Genomic DNA, 19031 nt, shown 5'->3' with positions numbered 1-19031 from the left:
CTGCGGACGCCGTTAGGGCGCCTTGATCTCCATCCCGGCGCGCGCCACACGCAGGGGATCCGGCTGCAACGCCATCGGGCCGTCGAAGGGCCGCTCGTGCAAGGCGATCAACCCGAGCGTGGAGATCATCGCCGTCGCGAAGAGCAGCAGGACGGTCGCCTGCGCGCGCGGTTTCTCCAGGTGGATCAGCGCGAGCGCGACGAGCGTCAGCGCGGCGAGTACCAGCAGCGTCAACCATTTGGTCTCGTCGCCCTGCGCATCGGCAAGCGCCAGGCGTTCTCCGCGTGCCGAGCGTAGGCTCATCACCGCTTCGAGCAGGGTCGATTGCGCGGCGACCCCCGCCTCGGCACCGACCTTCGGATCGGCGACCGCCTGGAGCAGCCGTCCCAACGCTGCCCCCGCTCGCTGGGACGCGTGACCGGTCTCGGCCATGGCAGGCCATTCGTCACCGATCACCGCATCGAGATAGTCGGTGAGGGACGCCCGAATTCCACTCATGTCGGAGACGGTCGCGATGCTGAGGTCGTAGATCGCGCGAGCGTTGGCGCGTTCAGACTGGACGACACGCGAGGCTTGGCGCTGTCGTTCCCACGCATCGTTGGCGACGAAGCCCGTCAGCAGAGCGAGCAGGACCGAGATGGCACTGAAATACGGCGCCACGATCCCGGTGCCGCTGGCCTGCATCAGTGGGCGTGAGCGCCGCCAGAGCGTCAGTCCCGAGAGGATTACGCAAAGGCTGAGGAACGGCACGGCGAGCAGAGCGAACATCAGCCAGACGGGCTGATCGAGCCAAAGGCCGAGGATCATGGCGGTATCCTGGGATGGGATCTGGCCACGCTAGCCGCAGAATCCTCGCAAGCCGTGAATGGCCCCATCCGATTCTCGATAGATGCGCCTCGCCATCCGGCCAATCACGAACGCTCTCCCGAGCCATTCGTCTCCCCCAACACGGAGGGTGCCTGACCCGCCGTGAGCAGCGCCTGCAGATCGGTCTCCACGACACGATCGAGGCGCACGAGCACGGCTGGGAAGCCGCGATAGTGATCGTCCGTGAAGAAAACGTCCGAATCGGACGACAGGATCGCGTCCTTCTCTTCGGCCGGGCAGCGCACGGCGAGGACGTCGAGGCGAGATCGACGAGGCTTCTTGGGCTCGACGCGCTCCTGCCAACTCCAGGCGAAGCCCTTCCCGCGCACCTCGAACCGCAAAGCAGAGGGCGTCGACAGGTCCGTAACCTCCGGCAGCGAGCCGGCGAAGCGGCGGACGGCCTGAACGGAGATCATGGCAGGCGAACCGTCCTCGCTCGTTGGCTCAGCGCGAATTCTTGCGGGTCGTCTCGTCCTTGCAGGGCGTAATCGTGGCCGGATCGGGCCGCGCTTCCGCCGCCGGCGCTTCGAAGATCCCGAGATAGCCGACCCCGCCCTTCAGCGTTTTCAGGCTGATCTCCTTGTAGCCCGCAGCCGCCAATTCGCAGCGCAGCAGTTTCGGCGGCGTGCCGTGCTTCGAGGGGATGTCCTCCGCATCGACGATCCCGACCCGGCCGCCGGGCTTCATGGCTGCAGCAAGGTTGTGCAAGAGTCCGTAGGGCTGGCTGATCTCGTGATACATGTGCACGAGCACTGCCGCATCGAGCGAGGCCGGTGGCAGCCGCGGGTCGTGCGCCTCGCCGCGCGCCACGGTGATGTTGGTCTGGCCGCTCTCGCGGACCTTCTTGTCGAGGTCGGCGAGGTAGTCGGGTGTGATGTCTTCGGCGAAAATCCGGCCGGTCGGCCCCACAAGCTTGGCGAGCCGGAAGACGTAGTAACCGTTGCCTGCGCCGATATCGGCCACGGTCTGACCCTCGCGGATCCCCATCAGCGCGACCACCTGCCCGACCTCGTCTGCCTTGTCGCGCTTCTTCTCCAGCGCCCATTGCGCCGAGACGATTTCGGCGACCGGACGGTCGGGCTTGGGAAACCGATCCGCCGCGGCGCCGGACGGTGCCATCGGCTGGATCTCGTGCGCCTCGACGCCTCCAACGAGCGCGGCAGCGATGAGCAGGGTCGAGAGCGGGTTACGCATCATCCTACCAGCATAGCCGAAGGCGGCCCGGAAACCTCACTCTCCACCTGCTCTCGTGCATTTGACGCCCGCCCGTGCGGCGCGTCATGGGAAGCCATGGCCGATCGCACCGCGCCCTGGCGCGCCACCATCCTCACGCTCTACCCGGAGATGTTCCCCGGTCCACTCGGGATTTCGCTTTCCGGCGATGCACTGGCGCGCGGAACCTGGGCGCTCGAGGCCCGGCAGATCCGCGAGCATGGCATCGGACGCCATCGCAGCGTCGACGACACGCCGGCCGGCGGCGGTGCCGGCATGGTGCTTCGGTGTGACGTCCTCGCTGCCGCCATCGACGCAGCGGCGGCAGATGATCCGCGCCCCCGGCTGCTGATGTCTCCGAGGGGGAAGCCTCTGAGCCAGACGCGGGTGCGCGCGCTGAGCGCCGGCCCCGGTGCTGTAATCGTCTGCGGGCGCTTCGAGGGCGTCGACGAGCGGGTCATCGCCGGCCGCGGATTGGAGGAGGTTTCGATCGGCGATTACGTGTTGTCCGGCGGCGAGATAGCGGCGCTCGTGCTCATCGATTCCTGCGTGCGGCTTCTCCCCGGCGTGATGGGCAAGATCGCCTCGGGCGAGGAAGAGAGCTTCGAGTCCGGGCGGCTCGAATATCCGCACTACACGCGGCCGCGCGAATGGGAAGGGCGCGCGATCCCGGACGTCCTCAACAGCGGCAACCACGGGGCCATCGCGCGGTGGCGGGAAACCGAGAGCGAGCGGCTTACGCGGGAGCGGCGCCCGGATCTGCTCGGCAGCGGAAAGGATTAGAGCCGTTCCCGCCCCGGCTGCAGCCGCTACAAAAAAAGGGCGACCCGAAGGCCGCCCTTTCCGAACTTTCAAAGGGTTAAGCGGCTTAGGCCGCCTCTGCTTCGCCGCCCTGCACCGGGCCGGAATCCTTGCCGCGGGCATCGACGTCGCGGTCGACGAACTCGATGACAGCCAGCGGAGCGTTGTCGCCCTTGCGGAAACCGGCCTTCATGATGCGGCAATAGCCACCCGGACGCGCAGCGTAGCGCGGGCCGAGGACCGTGAAGAGCTTGGCGACCATGTCGGCGTCGCGGATCTGGCCCATGGCCAGGCGGCGCGTGTGCACGCTGTCGGTGCGGCCCAGCGAGATCAGCTTCTCGACGACCGGGCGAAGATCCTTCGCCTTCGGGAGCGTGGTGATGATCTGCTCGTGCTTGATGAGCGCGGCGGACATGTTCGCGAACATGGCCTTGCGATGCTCGGTGGTGCGGTTGAAGCGACGACCGCGGAAACCGTGACGCATGGTTGGCTATCCTTGTCTGTAACGGCCGCCGTGCCACGGTACGGCCGTGTGCCTCATGGCGAGGCTGTTTCTGTGATCCGCTTAACCCCGCGGCGGGATTGGTCTGGCAGTGCCGGCTCGACGGGCCGATGCCCATCGAGCCGAAGCGTGGCTCAGTAGTGCTCTTCGAAGCGCTTGGCGAGATCTTCGATGTTCTCCGGCGGCCAGCCGGGGATGTCCATGCCGAGGTGCAGGCCCATGCCGGCGAGCACTTCCTTGATCTCGTTGAGCGACTTGCGGCCGAAGTTCGGGGTGCGCAGCATCTCGCCCTCGGACTTCTGGATGAGGTCGCCGATGTAGACGATGTTGTCGTTCTTCAGGCAGTTCGCCGAACGGACCGACAGCTCGAGCTCGTCGACCTTCTTGAGCAGCGCAGGGTTGAAGGGGAGCTGCGGCGCGAGCGGAGCAGCCTCTTCCTTACGGGGCTCTTCGAAGTTCACGAAGATCTGGAGCTGATCTTGAATGATGCGCGCGGCGTAGGCGAGCGCGTCCTCCGGCGAGATCGCGCCGTTGGTCTCGACCGTCATGGTCAGCTTGTCCTTGTCGAGATCCTGGCCCTCGCGGGTGGTCTCGACGCGGTAGCTCACCTTGGTGACGGGCGAGAAAAGAGCATCGACGGGGATCAGGCCGATCGGCGCGTCCTCGGGGCGGTTGCGCTCGGCCGGGACGTAGCCCTTGCCGGTGGCGACCGTGAACTCCATCCGGATCTCGGCACCGTCGTCCAGCGTGCAGAGCACGAGATCGGGGTTGAGGATCGTGATGTCGCCAACTGCGCCGATATCGCCGGCGGTGACGAGGCCCGGGCCGGTCTTGCGCAGGGTCATGCGCTTCGGCTGGTCGGTCTGCGAGCGGATGGCGATCGTCTTGATGTTCAGGACGATGTCGGTGACGTCCTCACGAACGCCCGGGATCGAGGAGAACTCGTGCAGCACGCCGTCGATCTGCACCGAGGTCACGGCGGCGCCCTGGAGGGAGGACAGCAGCACGCGGCGCAGCGAGTTGCCGAGCGTCGTGCCGAAGCCGCGCTCGAGCGGCTCGGCCACGACGGTCGCGACGCGCTTGGGATCGTCGCCGGCCGAAACCTGCAGCTTGTTCGGCTTGATGAGCTCTTGCCAGTTCTTCTGAATGACCACGGTCCTACCTCTCGTCGTACTCGCGTGTCCGGCGTCCCGGATCGCGCTTCGGCCGATCCCCACGCGCCCCCGCGCCGGGATCGGTCCCTGAAACTATTGCTGCCCTGAAACCCAGAGCTCGGGCACGAAGCGGTAGCCACCGCCATCGCACTCCACGTAGCCGAGCGCCGGGAACTCGAGATGAGACCCGGCAATCAGCGTGCCGCTGTCGGCCACTTCGGCGAGGATGCGCTTGCGCGTCTCCCGTGCCTGATCACCGTCAACGTCGAAGCCCACGCCTGCCTCGGGCTTGGCGAACTGGATCGCCGGCAGGTGGACGACGTCGGTCCACATCAGCAGCGTCTTGCCGCCCGACGTGATCCGGAAACCGGTATGGCCCGGCGTGTGGCCGGGCAGCGGAACGGCGACGATCCCCGGTGCGACGTCGCCGCCCCGATGTTCGCGAACGCGCCCCTCGTAAGCCGAGATCGCCTTGCGGGCATTCTCGAAATACGGCTTGGCCCCATCCGGCGCCTTGGCGAGTGCGGCGTCGGGAAGCCAATGAGCGGCCTCGTCGGCGTGCAACACCAGCGTTGCGTTTGGGAAGCGTGCTTTGCCGTCATCCCCAAGCAGGCCGCCGACATGGTCGGGATGCAGGTGGCTGACGAGCACCGTTTCGATGTCGGCCGGCGCAACACCCGTCGTGGCCAGAGCCGCTGCGACCCGGCCGAGCGTATCGACCGGCGAGAACGGGCCGTAGCCCGCATCGATCAGCAGCGGCTTGCGGCCCGGTCCCGTGATCAGGAAGGCATTCAGCGTGACGCGCGGATCAGAAGGCCGATGACCGGACTTCTGAAGCGCGACGGCCTCCTCTGCGGGAATGCCGGTGACGAGGTTCTCGGCCGAATCCTGGAACCAGCCGTCGTTGAGCACGGTAACCGTGAGGTCACCGAGGTTCCAACGCAGCACTCCTGGAAGCGGCTTCGAACCGTCCGACACGCGGAACTCCTTCCGAACCTCGCTCAGACGCGGCGACGCTTGCGCGGGCGGCAGCCGTTATGCGGGATCGACGTGACGTCGCGGATCGAGGTCACGGTGAAACCCGCAGCCTGGAGCGCGCGCAGAGCCGACTCACGGCCCGAACCCGGACCGGACACCTCGACCTCGAGGGTGCGCATGCCGTGCTCGGCGGCCTTGCGGCCTGCATCCTCGGCGGCGACCTGGGCGGCATACGGGGTCGACTTGCGCGAGCCCTTGAAGCCCATGGCGCCGGCCGACGACCACGAGATCGTGTTGCCCTGTGCGTCGGTGATCGTGATCATCGTGTTGTTGAACGAGGCGTTCACGTGGGCAACGCCCGACACGATGTTCTTGCGTTCGCGCCGGCGGACGCGGGTCGGTTCCTTGGCCATCTGTTCTCTGTCTCTTCCTTCAGGCACGCCCGTAACACCAGGCGCTCGGGATGGGTGTCTCTGGGTGCCGAGGACGCCGCCAGGAGCGGGCGTCTCGAACGATCGTGGCTGCGATCACGTCGCGCCGCGAAGACGAAGGAGGCCGCGCTAGGCCCGGCCTCCCCAATCGATGAAATTACTTCTTCTTGCCGGCGATCGGCTTCGCCTTACCCTTGCGGGTACGAGCGTTGGTGTGGGTGCGCTGACCACGAACGGGGAGCTGCTTGCGGTGGCGAAGTCCACGGTAGCAACCGAGATCCATCAGGCGCTTGATGTTCATCGAGACGTCGCGGCGCAGGTCGCCCTCGACGAGGTAATCGCGGTCGATCGTCTCACGGATCTGGAGAACCTCGGCGTCGGTCAGCTCGTTGACGCGACGCTCGGCCGGGATGCCGACCTTCTCGGTGATCTCGCCCGCCTTCTTGGAGCCGATGCCGTGAATGTACTGAAGCGCGATGACGACGCGCTTGTTGGTCGGGATGTTGACGCCTGCGATACGAGCCAAGGTCTTCTCCATCTGGGCCGGGCTGAGCCCGAGCCACGAATTGAGCACGCGTCCGGTGGAGGCCGGCCCATGCGCGCGGATGCTGGTGTTTCGGCCCGTAACGACAAATCGGCCCAAGAGCAGCCTCAATGAGGCACCCTGGACCTGATCGCGGTCTGGACGAAGGTGGCCCGCCTAGCGCAGGCCACCTAGGGAGTCAAGGCCACTGGCGAACCGGTCGGTTCAGGAGGTGACGGTCTGCCGGTAGCGGTCGAGCACTGCGGTGAGGTCTTTGGTGACCTCGTCGATCGGCTTCATGCCGTCGATCGTCTGCAGATGACCGAGGCTGGAATAGTAGTTGGACAGAGGCGCCGTCTGCTTCTTGTAGGCCTCGAAGCGCGACTTGAAGACCTCCGGCGTGTCGTCCTTGCGGACAGGCTGGCCACGCGCGGCCGTCTCCTCCGCGCGCTTGGCGATGCGGCCGACGAGCGCGTTCTCGTCAACGACGAACTCGACCACGGTGTCGAGCTCGAGGCTCTTCTCCTTGAGCATGGCATCGAGGGCGATGGCCTGATCGACCGTGCGCGGGAAGCCGTCGAGGATGAAGCCGTGCTCACAGTCAGGCTCCTCGACGCGGTCGGCGACGATGCCGACAACGACCGCATCGGGCACCAGGCCGCCGCTCTCCATGATCGACTTGGCTTCCAGGCCAACCGGCGTGCCAGCCGCGACGGCGGCACGCAGCATGTCGCCGGTCGAGAGCTGGGGGATGCCGTAGGCCTTGGTGATTCGCTCGGATTGCGTGCCCTTCCCTGCCCCGGGGGGTCCGAGCAGAATGATCCGCATGGCGCCGTGATCCTCCTCAGGCCCGCCTCGCGGGCTCGTTATTCCGTAAGGCAGGGTAATCTATCGAAGGGCTGGAAAGGAACGCCTTTTGTACGCTCCTTCCGGTAGACCTTTGGCCGAGAGTCTCCGGCTCAGCGCCGACGCTGCGTCGCGGACGCGCCCCGCAGCTTCGCCTTCTTCACGAGGCCCTCGTACTGGTGCGCCATCAGGTGTCCGTGGATCTGGGCGACCGTGTCCATGGTCACCGAGACCACGATCAGCAGCGAGGTGCCGCCGAAGCCGAGGCTTGCCGAGGTCTGCGAGGCGACGATCTCCGGCACCAGACACACGAAGGTCAGGTAGAGCGCGCCGATCACCGTGATCCGGGTCAGGATCTTGTCGATATAGGCCGCAGTCCGCTCACCAGGCCGCTGGCCGGGAATGAAGCCGCCATGCTTCTTCAGGTTGTCCGCCGTCTCCTGCGGATTGAAGACGACGGCCGTGTAGAAGAACGTGAAGAAGATGATCAGCGCGGCGTAGAGCAGCATGTAGAGCGGCCGACCATGCCCGATATAGGCGGTCAGCGTGCCGAGGATGCCACCAGAGCCCTGGTTCGCCGAGAAGCTTGCGACCGTCGCCGGCAGCAACAGGAGCGACGAAGCAAAGATCGGCGGGATGACGCCCGAAGTGTTGAGCTTCAGCGGCAGGAACGAGGTCTGGCCCTCGTACATGCGGTTGCCGACCTGCCGCTTCGGGTACTGGATCAGAAGCCGGCGCTGGGCCCGCTCCATGAAGACGATGAAGTAGACCAGGGCCACCGCAGCGACCGTTGCACCGAGCAGCAGCGCCGGTGACAGCGCACCGGTGCGACTCAGCTCGAGAGCACCGAAGATCGCAGCCGGCAGGTGGGCCACGATGCCGGCAAAAATGATCAGTGAAGAGCCGTTGCCGATGCCACGGGACGTGATCTGCTCGCCGATCCACATCAGGAACAGCGTGCCGCCGGTCAGCGTCAGCACGGTCGAGAGGATGAAGAACGGGCCCGGGTTGATGACGGCATTGGACCCCTGAAGGCCGAAGGCGATGCCCCAGGACTGCACCAGCGCCAGCACCACGGTCAGGTAGCGCGTGTATTGGTTGATGACCTTGCGGCCGGATTCGCCCTCTTTCTTGAGGGCCTCCAGCGTCGGCACCACCGAGGTGAGCAACTGAACGATGATCGAGGCCGAGATGTACGGCATGATGTTCAGCGCGAAGACCGCCATGCGCTCGACAGCACCGCCGGAGAACATGTTGAACATGCCGAGCACGCCGCCGGCCTGGCTCTGGAAGTTCTTCGCGAACTGCTCGGGATCGATACCCGGGATCGGGATGTAGGTGCCGAGCCGGAATACGATCAGCGCACCGATCGTGAACCAGATGCGCTTCTTCAGCTCGTCGGCTTTGGCGATCGCGCCGAAATTCAGATTGGCGGCAAGCTGCTCGGCGGCTGATGCCATGTCACGGGTTCCCGAAGAATGCCGTCCGGAGGATCTTGAAACAGAGACGGCGGCCACGCGCGTAGCACGGGCCGCCGCTCAGGTGGTTCGACTTAAGCGTTGGCTCAGGCCGACGCAACCGTCGCCCGGTGAGCAACGCCTGCGGCGAAGGCGGTCGTGACCGATCCACCGGCCTTCTCGACCGCCTCGATGGCGGATTTCGAAGCGCGGGTGACTTCGAAGCTGAGCTTCGTCTTCAGTTCGCCGACGCCGAGCAGCTTCACGCCGTCACGAGCGCGGCCGATGATGCCGGCCTTGACGAGCGCGTCGACCGTGACGGTCGCGGCCTTGTCGAGCTTGCCAGCGTCGATCGCCTCCTGAACCCGGCCGACATTCACCTCGTTGAGGTCGGTCGAGTACAGGTTGTTGAAGCCGCGCTTGGGCAGGCGACGATGCAGCGGCATCTGGCCGCCCTCGAAGCCCTTGATGGACACGCCGGTGCGGGCCTTCTGACCCTTCACGCCGCGTCCAGCGGTCTTGCCCTTGCCGGAGCCGATACCGCGGCCGACGCGCATGCGGGCCTTGGTCGCGCCTTCGTTGTCGTGGATCTCGTTGAGCTTCATCGCGCCCTCCTCAAGCCACGTCGCCATGGACGCGCACGAGGTGCGCGACCTTGCGGATCATGCCGCGCACGGAGGGGGTATCCTCCAGCTCGGACACGCGGTGGAGCTTATTCAGCTTGAGGCCGATCAGCGTCGCGCGCTGGGAGGCCTCGCGGCGGATCGGCGAACCGATCTGCTCGATGCGGACAGTCTTGGTAGCCATTCTGCCCTCCCCTTACGCAACGGCGGCTTCGGAGGTGTCGTTCGGATCGGCGTCGCGGCGACGCGACTGCAGAGCGGACACCTTGAGGCCACGACGGGCGGCGACGGAACGGGGGCTGTCCTCGTTCTTCAGCGCATCGAAGGTCGCGCGGACCAGGTTGTAGGGGTTCGAGGAGCCGAGGCTCTTCGCCACCACGTCCTGCATGCCGAGCGTCTCGAACACGGCGCGCATCGGGCCGCCGGCGATGATGCCGGTACCGGCCGGGGCAGCGCGCAGGATGACCTTGCCAGCGCCATGACGTCCGTTGACGTCGTGATGCAGCGTGCGGCCTTCGCGCAGCGACACGCGGATCAGGCCACGCTTGGCGGCTTCCGTTGCCTTGCGGATGGCCTCAGGCACCTCACGGGCCTTGCCGTGACCGAAGCCGACGCGACCCTTCTGGTCGCCGACGACGACGAGAGCGGCGAAGCCGAAGCGGCGGCCACCCTTCACGACCTTGGCGACGCGGTTGATGTGGACGAGCTTGTCCACGAACTCGCTGTCGCGCTCCTCGCGATCTTCGCGGCGGCCGCGGCCACCGCCTTCACGTTCACGTGCCATTGTTTTTCCTATTCATCTCACTGGCGCAGATCGAAACGATCCGCTCGCTCGATGGTCCGGGCCCGCTGATGAAGACTCAGCGGCTCGTACCGAGGCCGGGCAGCGCTGCCGCCCGGCACTGGATCAATCAGAACTCGAGGCCGCCTTCGCGGGCAGCGTCGGCGAGAGCCTTGACGCGGCCGTGGAAGATGTAGCCCGAGCGGTCGAAGACGACCTTCGAGACACCGGCAGCCTTGGCGCGCTCGGCGACGAGCTTGCCGACGGCCTCAGCCGCAGCCTTGTCGGCGCCGGTCTTGAGTTCCTTCTTGAGATCCTTGTCGAGGGTCGAGGCCGCAGCCAGCGTCTTGCCGGCGGCGTCGTCGATGACCTGGACGTAGATCTGCTTGGACGAGCGGAACACCGAGAGCCGGGGCCGACCGTTCGCCGCTGCACGCAACGCACGGCGCACGCGCGCCTTACGCTTGATGAGGGCTTCGTTCTTTGAAGACATGTTCGCCCCCTTACTTCTTCTTGCCTTCCTTGCGGAAGATGAACTCGCCCGCGTACTTCACGCCCTTGCCCTTGTAGGGCTCGGGGCCGCGATAGTCGCGGATCTCGGCGGCGACCTGACCGACCTGCTGACGGTTGATCCCCGAGATGGTGATCTCCGTCGGCTTCGGCGTCACGATCGTGATGCCGGCCGGGATCTCGTATTCGATGTCGTGGCTGTAGCCGAGCGACAGCTTGAGGGCCTTGCCGGCCATCGCGGCGCGATAACCCACGCCGGTGATCTCGAGCTTCTTCTCGAAGCCCTTCGACACACCCTCGACGAGGTTGGCGACCTGGGCACGCGAGGTACCCCACAGGGAACGAGCCTGCTTCGACTGGTCCTTGGGCTGCACCGAGACGGCGCCGTCCTTGAGTTCGACGGTGACCTGCGGGGGCACCACGAATTCCAGTTCGCCCTTCGAACCCTTCATCTTCACCGTCTGACCCGTGACCGTGGCGGTGACGCCGGACGGAACGGGGACGGGCTTCTTGCCTACGCGAGACATTTGGCTGTCCTCCGGATCAGAACACCTTGCAGAGCACTTCACCGCCGACATTGCGCTCACGCGCATTGTGATCGGCCATGACGCCCTGCGGGGTCGAGATGATGGTGATGCCGAGGCCATCGGCAACGCGCGGCAGCTCGCCAACCGACGAGTAGACGCGACGACCGGGCTTCGACACGCGCTGAAGCGAGCGGATGACCGGCTGGCCATCGTAGTACTTCAGCTCGATCGCGAATTCCGTCCGACCATTGCCGAGATCGCTCACGGCGTAGTCGCGGATGTAGCCCTCGGACTTGAGGACATCGAGAACGCTCTTGCGGAGCTTCGAACCGGGCGTCTGGACGACGCTGCGGCGGCGAAGCTGGCCGTTGCGGATGCGGGTGAGCATATCACCCACGGGATCGTTGACCATGGTGGCTCCCCCTTACCAGCTGGACTTCACGAGGCCCGGGATCAGGCCCTTGTTGCCGAGCTCACGCAGGGCGACACGGGACATACCGAGCTTGCGGTAATAGGCGCGGGGGCGCCCGGTGACTTCGCAACGATTGCGGATGCGCGTCGGCGAGGAGTTGCGCGGCAGCTCGGCGAGCTTGAGCCGCGCCTCGAAGCGCTGCTCCATCTCGAGCGAGGTGTCGTTGGCGGTCGCCAGCAGCGCCTTCCGCTTGGCGGCGAAACGCTTGACCAGCGCCTTGCGCCGGTTGTTTTTCTCGACTGAGCTTGTCTTAGCCATGTCTGTCTATCTCCAGTGTCCGCGTCTGAGCCCGAGGGCTCACTGCCGGAACGGGAACTTGAAGTGGGCGAGAAGGGCCTTTGCCTCCTCGTCGGTCTTGGCACTCGTCTGAACGACGATGTCCATGCCCCAGGTCTGCTCCGCCTTGTCGTAGGAGATTTCCGGGAACACGAGGTGCTCCTTGAGGCCCATGGCGTAGTTGCCGCGGCCGTCGAAGGAACGCGGGTTCAGGCCGCGGAAGTCGCGGACGCGCGGGAGCGCGATCGTGACCAGCCGATCCATGAACTCGTACATGCGCGCCTTGCGGAGCGTGACCTTGCAGCCGATCGGCATGCCTTCGCGGACCTTGAAGGTCGCGATGGCCTTGCGAGCCCGGGTGATGACCGGCTTCTGGCCAGCGATCAGCGCCAGATCACCGGCAGCAACGGTGGCCTTCTTCGAATCCGCGGTGGATTCGCCGACGCCCATGTTGATGACGATCTTCTCGATCTGCGGCACTTCCATCGGGTTCTTGTAGCCGAACTGCTCGATGAGCTTCTGGCGCACGACCTCGTCGTAGTGCTTGCGCATCCGCGGGGTGTAGCCATCGGCGCTCGCGCCACGCTTCGGGCCAGCCGCCTTCGCGGTCTTGGCCTCGTCCGCCTTGCCGGCGTCCTTGGGAGCCTTTGCAGGCTTCTTTGCATCAGCCATCGATCAGATCCCCCGAGCGCTTGGCGAAGCGGACCTTGCGGCCGTCATCGAGAATACGGAAACCAACGCGCGTGGGCTTGCCGTCCTTGGGATCGGCGATCGCGATGTTGGAGAGATGGATGGCGGCCTCCTTGGAGATGATCCCGCCTTCCTGGTTCTGCGTCTGCTTCTGATGCTTCTTCACCAGGTTCACGCCGCGAACGAATGCGCGGTTCTCCTTCGGAAGCACCTGGATCACCTCACCCGAGCGACCCTCGTCGCGGCCGGTGAGAACGACGACCTTGTCGCCCTTCTTGATCTTCGCAGCCATCACAGCACCTCCGGAGCGAGCGAGATGATCTTCATGTGATTGCGAGCGCGAAGCTCACGCGGCACGGGTCCGAAGATACGGGTGCCGACCGGCTCCTTCTGATTGTTGATCAGAACGGCGGCGTTCTTGTCGAAGCGGATTACCGATCCGTCGACGCGCTTCACGGCCTTTGCCGTGCGAACGACGACCGCCTTCATGACGTCGCCCTTCTTCACGCGGCCGCGCGGAATCGCTTCCTTGACGGAGACGACGATGATGTCGCCGACGCCGGCATATTTACGCTTCGACCCGCCGAGCACCTTGATGCACATCACACGACGCGCACCAGAGTTGTCGGCGACGTCCAGATTCGTCTGCATCTGGATCACGGAAGTGACCTTTCCTTGTTTCGGGCGGGTATCCGCACACGGACGGTATTGTCCGGCGGACGACGCCTGATGGGGATCTGATGTCCCCGAATGTAACGAACCGCGCCATCGGCGCTTGGAACGCCGGCGCGGTCGCCGCGGTCATGTGAGAGCGCGAACACTCTCACGAAATGTCTGCGAAGGCCGGCGCGATACTACGGGCCGGCCGTCGATGCAAGAGGCTAGTGCGTAACAGCCTCCCGCGAACCGCCTCAGGCGGCGGGAGCCTGTCCGGCAGCCTCGGCTGCGGCAGCCTGGTCCTCGACCAGCTTCCAGGTCTTGGTCTTCGAGAAGGGACGTGACTCCTCGATGAACACCGTCTGGCCCGTCTTGGCGACGTTGTTCTCGTCATGGGCGTGATAGTGCTTCGAGCGGCGAACCGTCTTCTTCATCACCGGGTGGGTGTAGCGGCGCTCCACCTTCACCGTGATGGTCTTGTCGGTCTTGTCGCTGATGACAGTGCCCTGCAGCACGCGCTTCGGCATGGTCTGGAACTCCTTAGCCTTGCGCCGACGCCAGCGTCTTCTGACGCTGAAGGGTGCGGACGCGGGCGATGTCGCGGCGGACCTCACGGACGCGGGCGACGTTCTCGAGCTGGCCCGTCGCGCCCTGGAAGCGCAGGTTGAACTGCTCCTTCTTCAGGTTGACGAGTTCGTCGCTCAGCTGATCCGGCGACAGGGCGCGCAGATCCGACAGTCTCTGTGACGACTTCATGATCCCCTCCCCTCTCAGTCGGCGATGCGGGCGATGATGCGGGTGCGCACCGAAAGCTTGGCGGCTCCGAGGCGCAGCGCCTCGCGAGCGACCGTCTCGGCAACGCCGTCCACTTCGAACATGATCCGGCCCGGGTGAACGCGGGCCGCCCAGTACTCGGGAGCGCCCTTACCGGAACCCATGCGGACCTCGGTGGGCTTCGCGGTGACCGGGAGATCCGGGAACACCCGGATCCAGACACGGCCCTGACGCTTCATCTCGCGGGTGATCGCGCGGCGGGCCGCCTCGATCTGACGAGCGGTGACCCGCTCCGGCTCGATGGCCTTGAGGCCGAACGTGCCGAAGTTCAGGTCGAAACCGCCCTTGGCCGCGCCATGGATGCGACCCTTGAACTGCTTACGGAACTTGGTTTTCTTGGGTTGCAGCATGGCAGCCTCTCAAACTCTCCTGGGCTCAGGCGATCAGGCGTGAGCCGGCTCGCGGCGGCCGCGGCCACCACGATCATCGCCGTCACGCTCGCGACGCCCGCCGGAACGGCCGCCCTCTTCCTGTGCCTTCTTGTCCTGGGCCATCGGGTCGTGCTCGAGGATCTCGCCCTTGAACACCCAGACCTTGATGCCGCAGGTCCCATAGGTGGTGAATGCCGTGGCAACGCCGTAATCGACGTCGGCCCGCAGCGTGTGCAGCGGAACGCGGCCCTCGCGGTACCACTCCGTGCGCGCGATCTCGGCGCCGCCCAGACGGCCGGCGCAGTTGATGCGGATGCCCTCGGCGCCGAGACGCATCGCCGACTGAACGGCGCGCTTCATGGCGCGACGGAAGGCGACGCGGCGCTCGAGCTGCTGAGCGATCGAGTCGGCCACCAGGGTGGCGTCGATCTCGGGCTTGCGCACCTCGACGATGTTGATCGTGACGTCGGCCTTGGTCATCGAGCCGACGAGCTTGCGCAGCTTCTCGATATCCGCGCCCTTCTTGCCGATCACCACGCCGGGACGACCCGAGTGGATGGTGACGCGGCACTTCCGGTGCGGACGCTCGATCACGATCTTGGAGACAGCGGCCTGCTTGAGCTGCTTCATGAGGGCGGCGCGGATCGCGACGTCCTCGTGCATCAGCTTGGCATATTCGCCCTTGCCGGCGAACCAGCGGGAATCCCAGGTCCGGTTGATGCCGAGACGCAGGCCGATCGGATTGATTTTCTGACCCATGGAATCCTCCTCAGGCCGCTTCAGCGCGCACTTCGCGAACCACGATCGTGAGGTTCGCGAAAGGCTTCAGGATGCGCGCGCCGCGGCCGCGGGCACGGGCGTGGAAACGCTTGAGAACCAGCGCCTTGCCCACGAAGGCCTGCGAGACGACGAGGTCGTCCACGTCCAGGTCGTGGTTGTTCTCGGCGTTGGCGATCGCGCTCTCGAGGCACTTCTTGACCTCGACGGCAATACGCTTGCGGGAGAACTGAAGATCGGCGAGCGCCGTATCGACCTTCTTTCCGCGGATCAGCTGCGCCACGAGGTTCAGCTTCTGGGGCGAGACGCGCAGCATGCGCGCAACGGCCTTGGCCTCGTTCTCGGGGAGCGCGCGGGGGGTGGCAGCCTTGCCCATCTTAGCGCCTCTTCGCCTTCTTGTCGGCCGCGTGACCGGGGAAGGTGCGGGTCGGCGAGAACTCGCCGAACTTGTGACCGACCATTTCCTCGGTGACGTAGACCGGGATGTGCTTCTGCCCGTTATGCACACCGAAGGTGATGCCAACGAACTGCGGGAGGATCGTGGAGCGACGGCTCCAGATCTTGACGACCTCGTTGCGGCTGGAGCCGCGGGCGGCGTCGGCTTTCTTGAGGAGGTAGCCGTCGACGAACGGCCCCTTCCAGAGGGAGCGTGCCATGGCGATTACTTCTTACGGTTATGACGGCTGGACAGGATGAAGGTGTCGGTCCGCTTGTTGGACCGGGTCTTCTTCCCCTTGGTCGGCACGCCCCAGGGCGTAACCGGGTTGCGGCCGCCCGAGGTACGACCCTCGCCGCCGCCATGCGGGTGATCGACGGGGTTCATCGCCACGCCGCGGTTGTGAGGACGCTTGCCGAGCCAGCGATTACGGCCAGCCTTGCCGAGCGAGATGTTCATGTGGTCCGGATTGGAGACCGCACCGACGCTCGCGAAGCACTGGCCATGCACCAGGCGCTGCTCGCCCGAATTCAGGCGCAGCGTGACGTAGCCCTGGTCGCGTCCGACGATCTGAGCGTAGTTGCCGGCCGAGCGGGCGATCGCGCCGCCCTTGCCGATCTTCAGCTCGATGTTGTGGACGATGGTGCCCACCGGCATGTTGCCGATCGGACCGGCATTGCCCGGCTTGATGTCGACGTTCTCGCCGGCGACGACCTTATCGCCTGCCGAGAGGCGCTGCGGGGCCAGGATATAGGCCTGCTTGCCATCCTCGAACGCGATCAGCGCAATGAAGGCGGTGCGGTTGGGATCGTACTCGATCCGCTCCACGGTCGCCGTCTGGCCGAGGTTCTCGCGACGCTTGAAGTCGACGTTGCGCAGGGTCCGCTTGTGACCACCGCCGCGGAAGCGGACGGTGACGCGGCCGAGATTGTTGCGGCCACCCGAGGACGACTTGCCCTCGGTCAGCTTCTTCACCGGCTTGCCCTTGTAGAGCTCACGGCGGTCGACGAGCACGAGCTGGCGAAGGCTCGGCGTGACCGGTTTGAATGTCTTCAAGGCCATCGGCTTGATCCTAGACTATCGTGTTCTCAGAGGCCGGTCGTGACGTCGATCGTGTCACCCTCGGCGAGGGTGATGATCGCCTTCTTCACGTCTGACCGCTGACCGCGTTGACCGCGGAAGAACTTCTTCTTGCCCTTGGTGACGAGCGTGTTCACGCCGGTCACCTTGACGTCGAACAGCTTCTCGACCGCTTCCTTGATCTGCGGCTTGGTAGCCTTCGGGGCGACCCGGAAGACGACCTTGTTCTGCTCGGTGAGGTTCGTCGCCTTCTCGGTGATGACCGGGGAGACGATGACGTCGTAGTGGCGCGGATCGGCACTCATTTGAAACGCTCCTCCAGCGCATCGACCGCGGCCTTCGTCAGGACGAGGGTGTCACGGCGCAGGATGTCGTAGACGTTGATGCCCTGAACGGGCAGCACGTCGATCTTCGGCACGGCGCGGGCGGCGCGGCCGAAATTCTCGTCGACCTCGGCACCGCCGATGATCAGGGCGCTCGACCAGCCGAGCTTGCCGAAGCGCTCGACCATGGCCTTGGTCTTGTGGCTGTCGGCCTTGATGTCGTCGACGACGATCAGGGTCGATGCCTTGGCCTTGGCCGAGAGCGCATGCTTCAGGGCCAGCGCACGGACCTTCTTGGGAAGGTCGTGGCCGTGGTCGCGCACCACCGGGCCGAATGCACGTCCACCACCGCGGAACTGCGGAGCGGAGGCGGCGCCGTGGCGGGCGTTACCGGTGCCCTTCTGCTTGTAGATCTTCTTGGTCGACCGATCGATGTCCGAACGGTTCTTGACGGCATGGGTGCCGGCGCGCCGCTTGGCGAGCTGGTAGCGAACCATGCGCTGCAGAAGATCGGCGCGGGGCTCGAGGCCGAAGATGGCCTCGTTGAGCTCGACCGAGCCGGCGGAGGACCCGTCGAGCGTGGTGATATCGAGCTTCATCACGCGTTCTCCTCGGCTGCGGGCGCCTCAGCGGGCGCTTCCTTCGAAGCCGAACCATTCGAACCGTTCTCACGGAACTTGCCCGGATGCGGCACCTCGGCGGGAAGCTTGCGCTTGACCGCGTCGCGAACCTGGATCCAGCCGCCGGCAACGCCCGGAACCGCGCCCTCGACGAGGATCAGACCGCGATCGGGGTCGATGCGAACGACCTTGAGGTTCTGCGTGGTGACACGCTCGACACCCATGTGACCGGGCATCTTCTTGTTCTTGAAGGTCTTGCCCGGGTCCTGACGGCCACCGGTCGAACCGATCGAACGGTGCGAGACGGACACGCCGTGCGTGGCGCGCAGACCACCGAAGTTCCAGCGCTTCATACCACCGGCGAAACCCTTACCCGTGGTGGTGCCCGTCACATCGACGAACTGACCCGGGATGAAGTGGTCCGCGGTGATCTCGGCACCGACCGGGATCACGGAGTCCTCGCTGACGCGGAACTCGGCAAGCTTCTGCTTTGGCTCGACCTTGGCGACTGCGAACCGGCCGCGCTCGGCAGCCGACACGTTCTTCACCTTGGCCTTGCCCACGCCGACCTGGAGGGCGACGTAGCCGTCCTTTTCGGTCGTGCGGTGTGCCACAACCTGGCACTGATCGATTTGAAGCACGGTAACCGGCACGTGCTCGCCTGCGTCCGTGAAGACGCGGGTCATGCCGACCTTTCGTGCAATGACGCCTGAGCGCATAGGTCTCTCCCTCGCGCGTTGATCGCTGAAGCTCTAAATCCCGCGGGACTTAGAGCTTGATTTCCACGTCCACGCCAGCGGCGAGGTCGAGCTTCATCAGCGCGTCCACGGTCTGGGGGGTCGGATCGACAATATCGAGCACTCGCTTATGCGTGCGCATCTCGAACTGTTCGCGCGACTTCTTGTCGATGTGCGGCGAGCGGTTCACGGTAAACTTCTCGATGTGGGTCGGCAGCGGGATCGGACCACGGATCTGCGCACCGGTGCGCTTGGCCGTGGAGACGATCTCCTTGGTCGACGCATCGAGGATGCGATGGTCGAACGCCTTAAGGCGAATGCGAATATTCTGACCGGTCATAACCTGAACCTCGGCGGAAACGTGAAGAGCGGGCGGGAGGGCCCGCCCCTCAACGTCCCCTGTCGATGATGTGGTGGGGGCTGCTTATTCCTGGATGCTTGCGACGACGCCTGCACCGACGGTGCGGCCACCTTCGCGGATGGCGAAGCGCAGCTTCTCTTCCATGGCGATCGGCACGATGAGTGCGACGTCCATGGTCACACTGT

The 19031-nt window shown here is 65.5% G+C and carries 32 protein-coding genes and 1 pseudogene; 1 reads left to right on the top strand and 32 read right to left on the bottom strand.

What is annotated here, in order from left to right; genetic code table 11:
* Nucleotides 1–12: 12 nt before the first annotated feature.
* From HCU64_RS24280 to HCU64_RS24270, 3 genes are all read right to left on the bottom strand, one after another.
* Nucleotides 13–807: a bestrophin-like domain gene (locus HCU64_RS24280; RefSeq protein ID WP_233386982.1), complete on the bottom strand. Its 795-nt coding sequence runs from the start codon at nucleotides 805–807 to the stop codon at nucleotides 13–15.
* A 104-nt stretch (nucleotides 808–911) separates the two neighbouring features.
* Complete coding sequence (locus HCU64_RS24275; protein ID WP_233386981.1) at nucleotides 912–1283, bottom strand: hypothetical protein; 372 nt, start codon at nucleotides 1281–1283, stop codon at nucleotides 912–914.
* 28 nt (nucleotides 1284–1311) lie between these two features.
* Complete coding sequence (locus HCU64_RS24270) at nucleotides 1312–2061, bottom strand: class I SAM-dependent methyltransferase (RefSeq protein WP_233387031.1); 750 nt, start codon at nucleotides 2059–2061, stop codon at nucleotides 1312–1314.
* A 96-nt stretch (nucleotides 2062–2157) separates the two neighbouring features.
* Here HCU64_RS24270 and trmD point away from each other — a divergent pair, with 96 nt between their 5' ends.
* Complete coding sequence (trmD, locus tag HCU64_RS24265; RefSeq protein WP_233386980.1) at nucleotides 2158–2862, top strand: tRNA (guanosine(37)-N1)-methyltransferase TrmD; 705 nt, start codon at nucleotides 2158–2160, stop codon at nucleotides 2860–2862.
* Between the two features lie 85 nt (nucleotides 2863–2947).
* Here trmD and rplQ read toward each other — a convergent pair whose 3' ends face one another.
* The 29 genes and pseudogenes from rplQ to tuf form a co-directional block, all read right to left on the bottom strand.
* The gene (rplQ, locus tag HCU64_RS24260; RefSeq protein WP_233386979.1) at nucleotides 2948–3364 is read right to left on the bottom strand and encodes a 50S ribosomal protein L17; all 417 of its coding nucleotides are present in this window, start codon (nucleotides 3362–3364) and stop codon (nucleotides 2948–2950) included.
* Nucleotides 3365–3516: 152 nt separating this feature from the next.
* Nucleotides 3517–4536 carry a DNA-directed RNA polymerase subunit alpha gene (locus HCU64_RS24255; protein WP_233386978.1) on the bottom strand — a complete coding sequence of 340 codons (1020 nt, stop codon included), beginning with the start codon at nucleotides 4534–4536 and terminating at the stop codon, nucleotides 3517–3519.
* Between the two features lie 93 nt (nucleotides 4537–4629).
* On the bottom strand, nucleotides 4630–5514 hold the full coding sequence (locus HCU64_RS24250) for an MBL fold metallo-hydrolase (RefSeq protein ID WP_233386977.1): 885 nt from the start codon (nucleotides 5512–5514) through the stop codon (nucleotides 4630–4632).
* A 23-nt stretch (nucleotides 5515–5537) separates the two neighbouring features.
* Nucleotides 5538–5927 (bottom strand): 30S ribosomal protein S11, encoded by a 390-nt coding sequence (rpsK, locus tag HCU64_RS24245; protein ID WP_009866710.1) that lies wholly within the window; start codon nucleotides 5925–5927, stop codon nucleotides 5538–5540.
* A gap of 175 nt (nucleotides 5928–6102) precedes the next feature.
* A complete protein-coding gene (gene rpsM, locus HCU64_RS24240; RefSeq protein ID WP_183507025.1) occupies nucleotides 6103–6471 on the bottom strand; it encodes a 30S ribosomal protein S13 in 369 nt (122 codons plus the stop codon).
* 222 nt (nucleotides 6472–6693) lie between these two features.
* Nucleotides 6694–7296: an adenylate kinase gene (locus HCU64_RS24235; protein ID WP_233386976.1), complete on the bottom strand. Its 603-nt coding sequence runs from the start codon at nucleotides 7294–7296 to the stop codon at nucleotides 6694–6696.
* A 131-nt stretch (nucleotides 7297–7427) separates the two neighbouring features.
* On the bottom strand, nucleotides 7428–8774 hold the full coding sequence (secY, locus tag HCU64_RS24230) for a preprotein translocase subunit SecY (protein ID WP_233386975.1): 1347 nt from the start codon (nucleotides 8772–8774) through the stop codon (nucleotides 7428–7430).
* Nucleotides 8775–8878: 104 nt separating this feature from the next.
* Nucleotides 8879–9376, bottom strand: coding sequence for a 50S ribosomal protein L15 (gene rplO / locus HCU64_RS24225; RefSeq protein ID WP_233386973.1), 498 nt, complete (start codon nucleotides 9374–9376; stop codon nucleotides 8879–8881).
* A gap of 10 nt (nucleotides 9377–9386) precedes the next feature.
* Complete coding sequence (gene rpmD / locus HCU64_RS24220) at nucleotides 9387–9578, bottom strand: 50S ribosomal protein L30 (RefSeq protein ID WP_147047099.1); 192 nt, start codon at nucleotides 9576–9578, stop codon at nucleotides 9387–9389.
* Between the two features lie 12 nt (nucleotides 9579–9590).
* On the bottom strand, nucleotides 9591–10178 hold the full coding sequence (gene rpsE, locus HCU64_RS24215; protein WP_233386972.1) for a 30S ribosomal protein S5: 588 nt from the start codon (nucleotides 10176–10178) through the stop codon (nucleotides 9591–9593).
* 127 nt (nucleotides 10179–10305) lie between these two features.
* Entirely contained in the window at nucleotides 10306–10668 is a 363-nt protein-coding gene (gene rplR / locus HCU64_RS24210; RefSeq protein ID WP_233386971.1) for a 50S ribosomal protein L18, read from the bottom strand.
* Nucleotides 10669–10678: 10 nt separating this feature from the next.
* Complete coding sequence (rplF, locus tag HCU64_RS24205) at nucleotides 10679–11212, bottom strand: 50S ribosomal protein L6 (RefSeq protein ID WP_233386970.1); 534 nt, start codon at nucleotides 11210–11212, stop codon at nucleotides 10679–10681.
* 16 nt (nucleotides 11213–11228) lie between these two features.
* On the bottom strand, nucleotides 11229–11624 hold the full coding sequence (rpsH, locus tag HCU64_RS24200; protein WP_183507011.1) for a 30S ribosomal protein S8: 396 nt from the start codon (nucleotides 11622–11624) through the stop codon (nucleotides 11229–11231).
* A gap of 12 nt (nucleotides 11625–11636) precedes the next feature.
* Nucleotides 11637–11942 carry a 30S ribosomal protein S14 gene (rpsN, locus tag HCU64_RS24195; RefSeq protein ID WP_233386969.1) on the bottom strand — a complete coding sequence of 102 codons (306 nt, stop codon included), beginning with the start codon at nucleotides 11940–11942 and terminating at the stop codon, nucleotides 11637–11639.
* Between the two features lie 39 nt (nucleotides 11943–11981).
* A complete protein-coding gene (gene rplE, locus HCU64_RS24190; protein ID WP_147047285.1) occupies nucleotides 11982–12512 on the bottom strand; it encodes a 50S ribosomal protein L5 in 531 nt (176 codons plus the stop codon).
* Nucleotides 12513–12624: 112 nt separating this feature from the next.
* Nucleotides 12625–12942, bottom strand: a complete 318-nt coding sequence (gene rplX / locus HCU64_RS24185; protein ID WP_147047093.1) for a 50S ribosomal protein L24 — start codon at nucleotides 12940–12942, stop codon at nucleotides 12625–12627.
* Entirely contained in the window at nucleotides 12942–13310 is a 369-nt protein-coding gene (rplN, locus tag HCU64_RS24180; protein WP_147047092.1) for a 50S ribosomal protein L14, read from the bottom strand. The genes rplX and rplN overlap by 1 nt, the downstream gene beginning before the upstream one ends.
* A gap of 251 nt (nucleotides 13311–13561) precedes the next feature.
* Nucleotides 13562–13834: a 30S ribosomal protein S17 gene (rpsQ, locus tag HCU64_RS24175; RefSeq protein WP_147047091.1), complete on the bottom strand. Its 273-nt coding sequence runs from the start codon at nucleotides 13832–13834 to the stop codon at nucleotides 13562–13564.
* 13 nt (nucleotides 13835–13847) lie between these two features.
* The gene (gene rpmC / locus HCU64_RS24170) at nucleotides 13848–14063 is read right to left on the bottom strand and encodes a 50S ribosomal protein L29 (RefSeq protein ID WP_183507005.1); all 216 of its coding nucleotides are present in this window, start codon (nucleotides 14061–14063) and stop codon (nucleotides 13848–13850) included.
* Between the two features lie 14 nt (nucleotides 14064–14077).
* Nucleotides 14078–14491: a 50S ribosomal protein L16 gene (rplP, locus tag HCU64_RS24165; RefSeq protein WP_233386968.1), complete on the bottom strand. Its 414-nt coding sequence runs from the start codon at nucleotides 14489–14491 to the stop codon at nucleotides 14078–14080.
* A 33-nt stretch (nucleotides 14492–14524) separates the two neighbouring features.
* Nucleotides 14525–15271, bottom strand: a complete 747-nt coding sequence (gene rpsC, locus HCU64_RS24160) for a 30S ribosomal protein S3 (RefSeq protein WP_233386966.1) — start codon at nucleotides 15269–15271, stop codon at nucleotides 14525–14527.
* A gap of 10 nt (nucleotides 15272–15281) precedes the next feature.
* The gene (gene rplV / locus HCU64_RS24155) at nucleotides 15282–15665 is read right to left on the bottom strand and encodes a 50S ribosomal protein L22 (RefSeq protein WP_147047087.1); all 384 of its coding nucleotides are present in this window, start codon (nucleotides 15663–15665) and stop codon (nucleotides 15282–15284) included.
* 1 nt (nucleotide 15666) lies between these two features.
* Nucleotides 15667–15945, bottom strand: a complete 279-nt coding sequence (gene rpsS / locus HCU64_RS24150; RefSeq protein WP_147047086.1) for a 30S ribosomal protein S19 — start codon at nucleotides 15943–15945, stop codon at nucleotides 15667–15669.
* Nucleotides 15946–15950: 5 nt separating this feature from the next.
* Nucleotides 15951–16787 carry a 50S ribosomal protein L2 gene (rplB, locus tag HCU64_RS24145; protein ID WP_147047085.1) on the bottom strand — a complete coding sequence of 279 codons (837 nt, stop codon included), beginning with the start codon at nucleotides 16785–16787 and terminating at the stop codon, nucleotides 15951–15953.
* A gap of 26 nt (nucleotides 16788–16813) precedes the next feature.
* A complete protein-coding gene (locus HCU64_RS24140) occupies nucleotides 16814–17110 on the bottom strand; it encodes a 50S ribosomal protein L23 (RefSeq protein ID WP_147047084.1) in 297 nt (98 codons plus the stop codon).
* Nucleotides 17107–17727, bottom strand: coding sequence for a 50S ribosomal protein L4 (gene rplD, locus HCU64_RS24135; RefSeq protein ID WP_233386965.1), 621 nt, complete (start codon nucleotides 17725–17727; stop codon nucleotides 17107–17109). The genes HCU64_RS24140 and rplD overlap by 4 nt, the downstream gene beginning before the upstream one ends.
* The gene (gene rplC / locus HCU64_RS24130) at nucleotides 17727–18467 is read right to left on the bottom strand and encodes a 50S ribosomal protein L3 (protein ID WP_233386964.1); all 741 of its coding nucleotides are present in this window, start codon (nucleotides 18465–18467) and stop codon (nucleotides 17727–17729) included. Before rplC ends, rplD begins: the two co-directional genes overlap by 1 nt.
* 49 nt (nucleotides 18468–18516) lie before the next feature.
* A complete protein-coding gene (rpsJ, locus tag HCU64_RS24125) occupies nucleotides 18517–18825 on the bottom strand; it encodes a 30S ribosomal protein S10 (protein ID WP_147047081.1) in 309 nt (102 codons plus the stop codon).
* 84 nt (nucleotides 18826–18909) lie between these two features.
* Nucleotides 18910–19031 (bottom strand): annotated as a pseudogene (gene tuf / locus HCU64_RS24120) (elongation factor Tu); the annotation flags it as partial.

It is taken from the genome of Methylobacterium sp. C25 (genome assembly GCF_021352225.1).
Lineage (GTDB): Bacteria > Pseudomonadota > Alphaproteobacteria > Rhizobiales > Beijerinckiaceae > Methylobacterium.
This window is presented reverse-complemented; position numbering and strand designations above follow the sequence as displayed.

Bases quoted from the DNA above. Each gene is read 5' to 3' on its own strand.
- rplV (WP_147047087.1), bottom strand. From the start codon at position 15,665: ATGGGCAAGGCTGCCACCCCCCGCGCGCTCCCCGAGAACGAGGCCAAG.
- rplF (WP_233386970.1), bottom strand. From the start codon at position 11,212: ATGTCTCGCGTAGGCAAGAAGCCCGTCCCCGTTCCGTCCGGCGTCACC.
- trmD (WP_233386980.1), top strand. From the start codon at position 2,158: ATGGCCGATCGCACCGCGCCCTGGCGCGCCACCATCCTCACGCTCTAC.
- rplR (WP_233386971.1), bottom strand. From the start codon at position 10,668: ATGTCTTCAAAGAACGAAGCCCTCATCAAGCGTAAGGCGCGCGTGCGC.
- rpsS (WP_147047086.1), bottom strand. From the start codon at position 15,945: ATGGCACGCTCCCTCTGGAAGGGGCCGTTCGTCGACGGCTACCTCCTC.
- HCU64_RS24235 (WP_233386976.1), bottom strand. From the start codon at position 7,296: ATGCGGATCATTCTGCTCGGACCCCCCGGGGCAGGGAAGGGCACGCAA.
- rpmC (WP_183507005.1), bottom strand. From the start codon at position 14,063: ATGAAGTCGTCACAGAGACTGTCGGATCTGCGCGCCCTGTCGCCGGAT.
- rpsK (WP_009866710.1), bottom strand. From the start codon at position 5,927: ATGGCCAAGGAACCGACCCGCGTCCGCCGGCGCGAACGCAAGAACATC.
- rplE (WP_147047285.1), bottom strand. From the start codon at position 12,512: ATGCGCAAGCACTACGACGAGGTCGTGCGCCAGAAGCTCATCGAGCAG.
- rpmD (WP_147047099.1), bottom strand. From the start codon at position 9,578: ATGGCTACCAAGACTGTCCGCATCGAGCAGATCGGTTCGCCGATCCGC.
- secY (WP_233386975.1), bottom strand. From the start codon at position 8,774: ATGGCATCAGCCGCCGAGCAGCTTGCCGCCAATCTGAATTTCGGCGCG.
- HCU64_RS24275 (WP_233386981.1), bottom strand. From the start codon at position 1,283: ATGATCTCCGTTCAGGCCGTCCGCCGCTTCGCCGGCTCGCTGCCGGAG.
- HCU64_RS24280 (WP_233386982.1), bottom strand. From the start codon at position 807: ATGATCCTCGGCCTTTGGCTCGATCAGCCCGTCTGGCTGATGTTCGCT.
- rpsE (WP_233386972.1), bottom strand. From the start codon at position 10,178: ATGGCACGTGAACGTGAAGGCGGTGGCCGCGGCCGCCGCGAAGATCGC.
- HCU64_RS24270 (WP_233387031.1), bottom strand. From the start codon at position 2,061: ATGCGTAACCCGCTCTCGACCCTGCTCATCGCTGCCGCGCTCGTTGGA.
- rplQ (WP_233386979.1), bottom strand. From the start codon at position 3,364: ATGCGTCACGGTTTCCGCGGTCGTCGCTTCAACCGCACCACCGAGCAT.
- rpsQ (WP_147047091.1), bottom strand. From the start codon at position 13,834: ATGCCGAAGCGCGTGCTGCAGGGCACTGTCATCAGCGACAAGACCGAC.
- rplP (WP_233386968.1), bottom strand. From the start codon at position 14,491: ATGCTGCAACCCAAGAAAACCAAGTTCCGTAAGCAGTTCAAGGGTCGC.
- rplB (WP_147047085.1), bottom strand. From the start codon at position 16,787: ATGGCCTTGAAGACATTCAAACCGGTCACGCCGAGCCTTCGCCAGCTC.
- rpsN (WP_233386969.1), bottom strand. From the start codon at position 11,942: ATGGCTAAGACAAGCTCAGTCGAGAAAAACAACCGGCGCAAGGCGCTG.
- rplC (WP_233386964.1), bottom strand. From the start codon at position 18,467: ATGCGCTCAGGCGTCATTGCACGAAAGGTCGGCATGACCCGCGTCTTC.
- rplX (WP_147047093.1), bottom strand. From the start codon at position 12,942: ATGGCTGCGAAGATCAAGAAGGGCGACAAGGTCGTCGTTCTCACCGGC.
- rplD (WP_233386965.1), bottom strand. From the start codon at position 17,727: ATGAAGCTCGATATCACCACGCTCGACGGGTCCTCCGCCGGCTCGGTC.
- HCU64_RS24140 (WP_147047084.1), bottom strand. From the start codon at position 17,110: ATGAGTGCCGATCCGCGCCACTACGACGTCATCGTCTCCCCGGTCATC.
- rpsJ (WP_147047081.1), bottom strand. From the start codon at position 18,825: ATGACCGGTCAGAATATTCGCATTCGCCTTAAGGCGTTCGACCATCGC.
- rpsH (WP_183507011.1), bottom strand. From the start codon at position 11,624: ATGGTCAACGATCCCGTGGGTGATATGCTCACCCGCATCCGCAACGGC.
- rpsC (WP_233386966.1), bottom strand. From the start codon at position 15,271: ATGGGTCAGAAAATCAATCCGATCGGCCTGCGTCTCGGCATCAACCGG.
- rplO (WP_233386973.1), bottom strand. From the start codon at position 9,376: ATGAAGCTCAACGAGATCCACGACAACGAAGGCGCGACCAAGGCCCGC.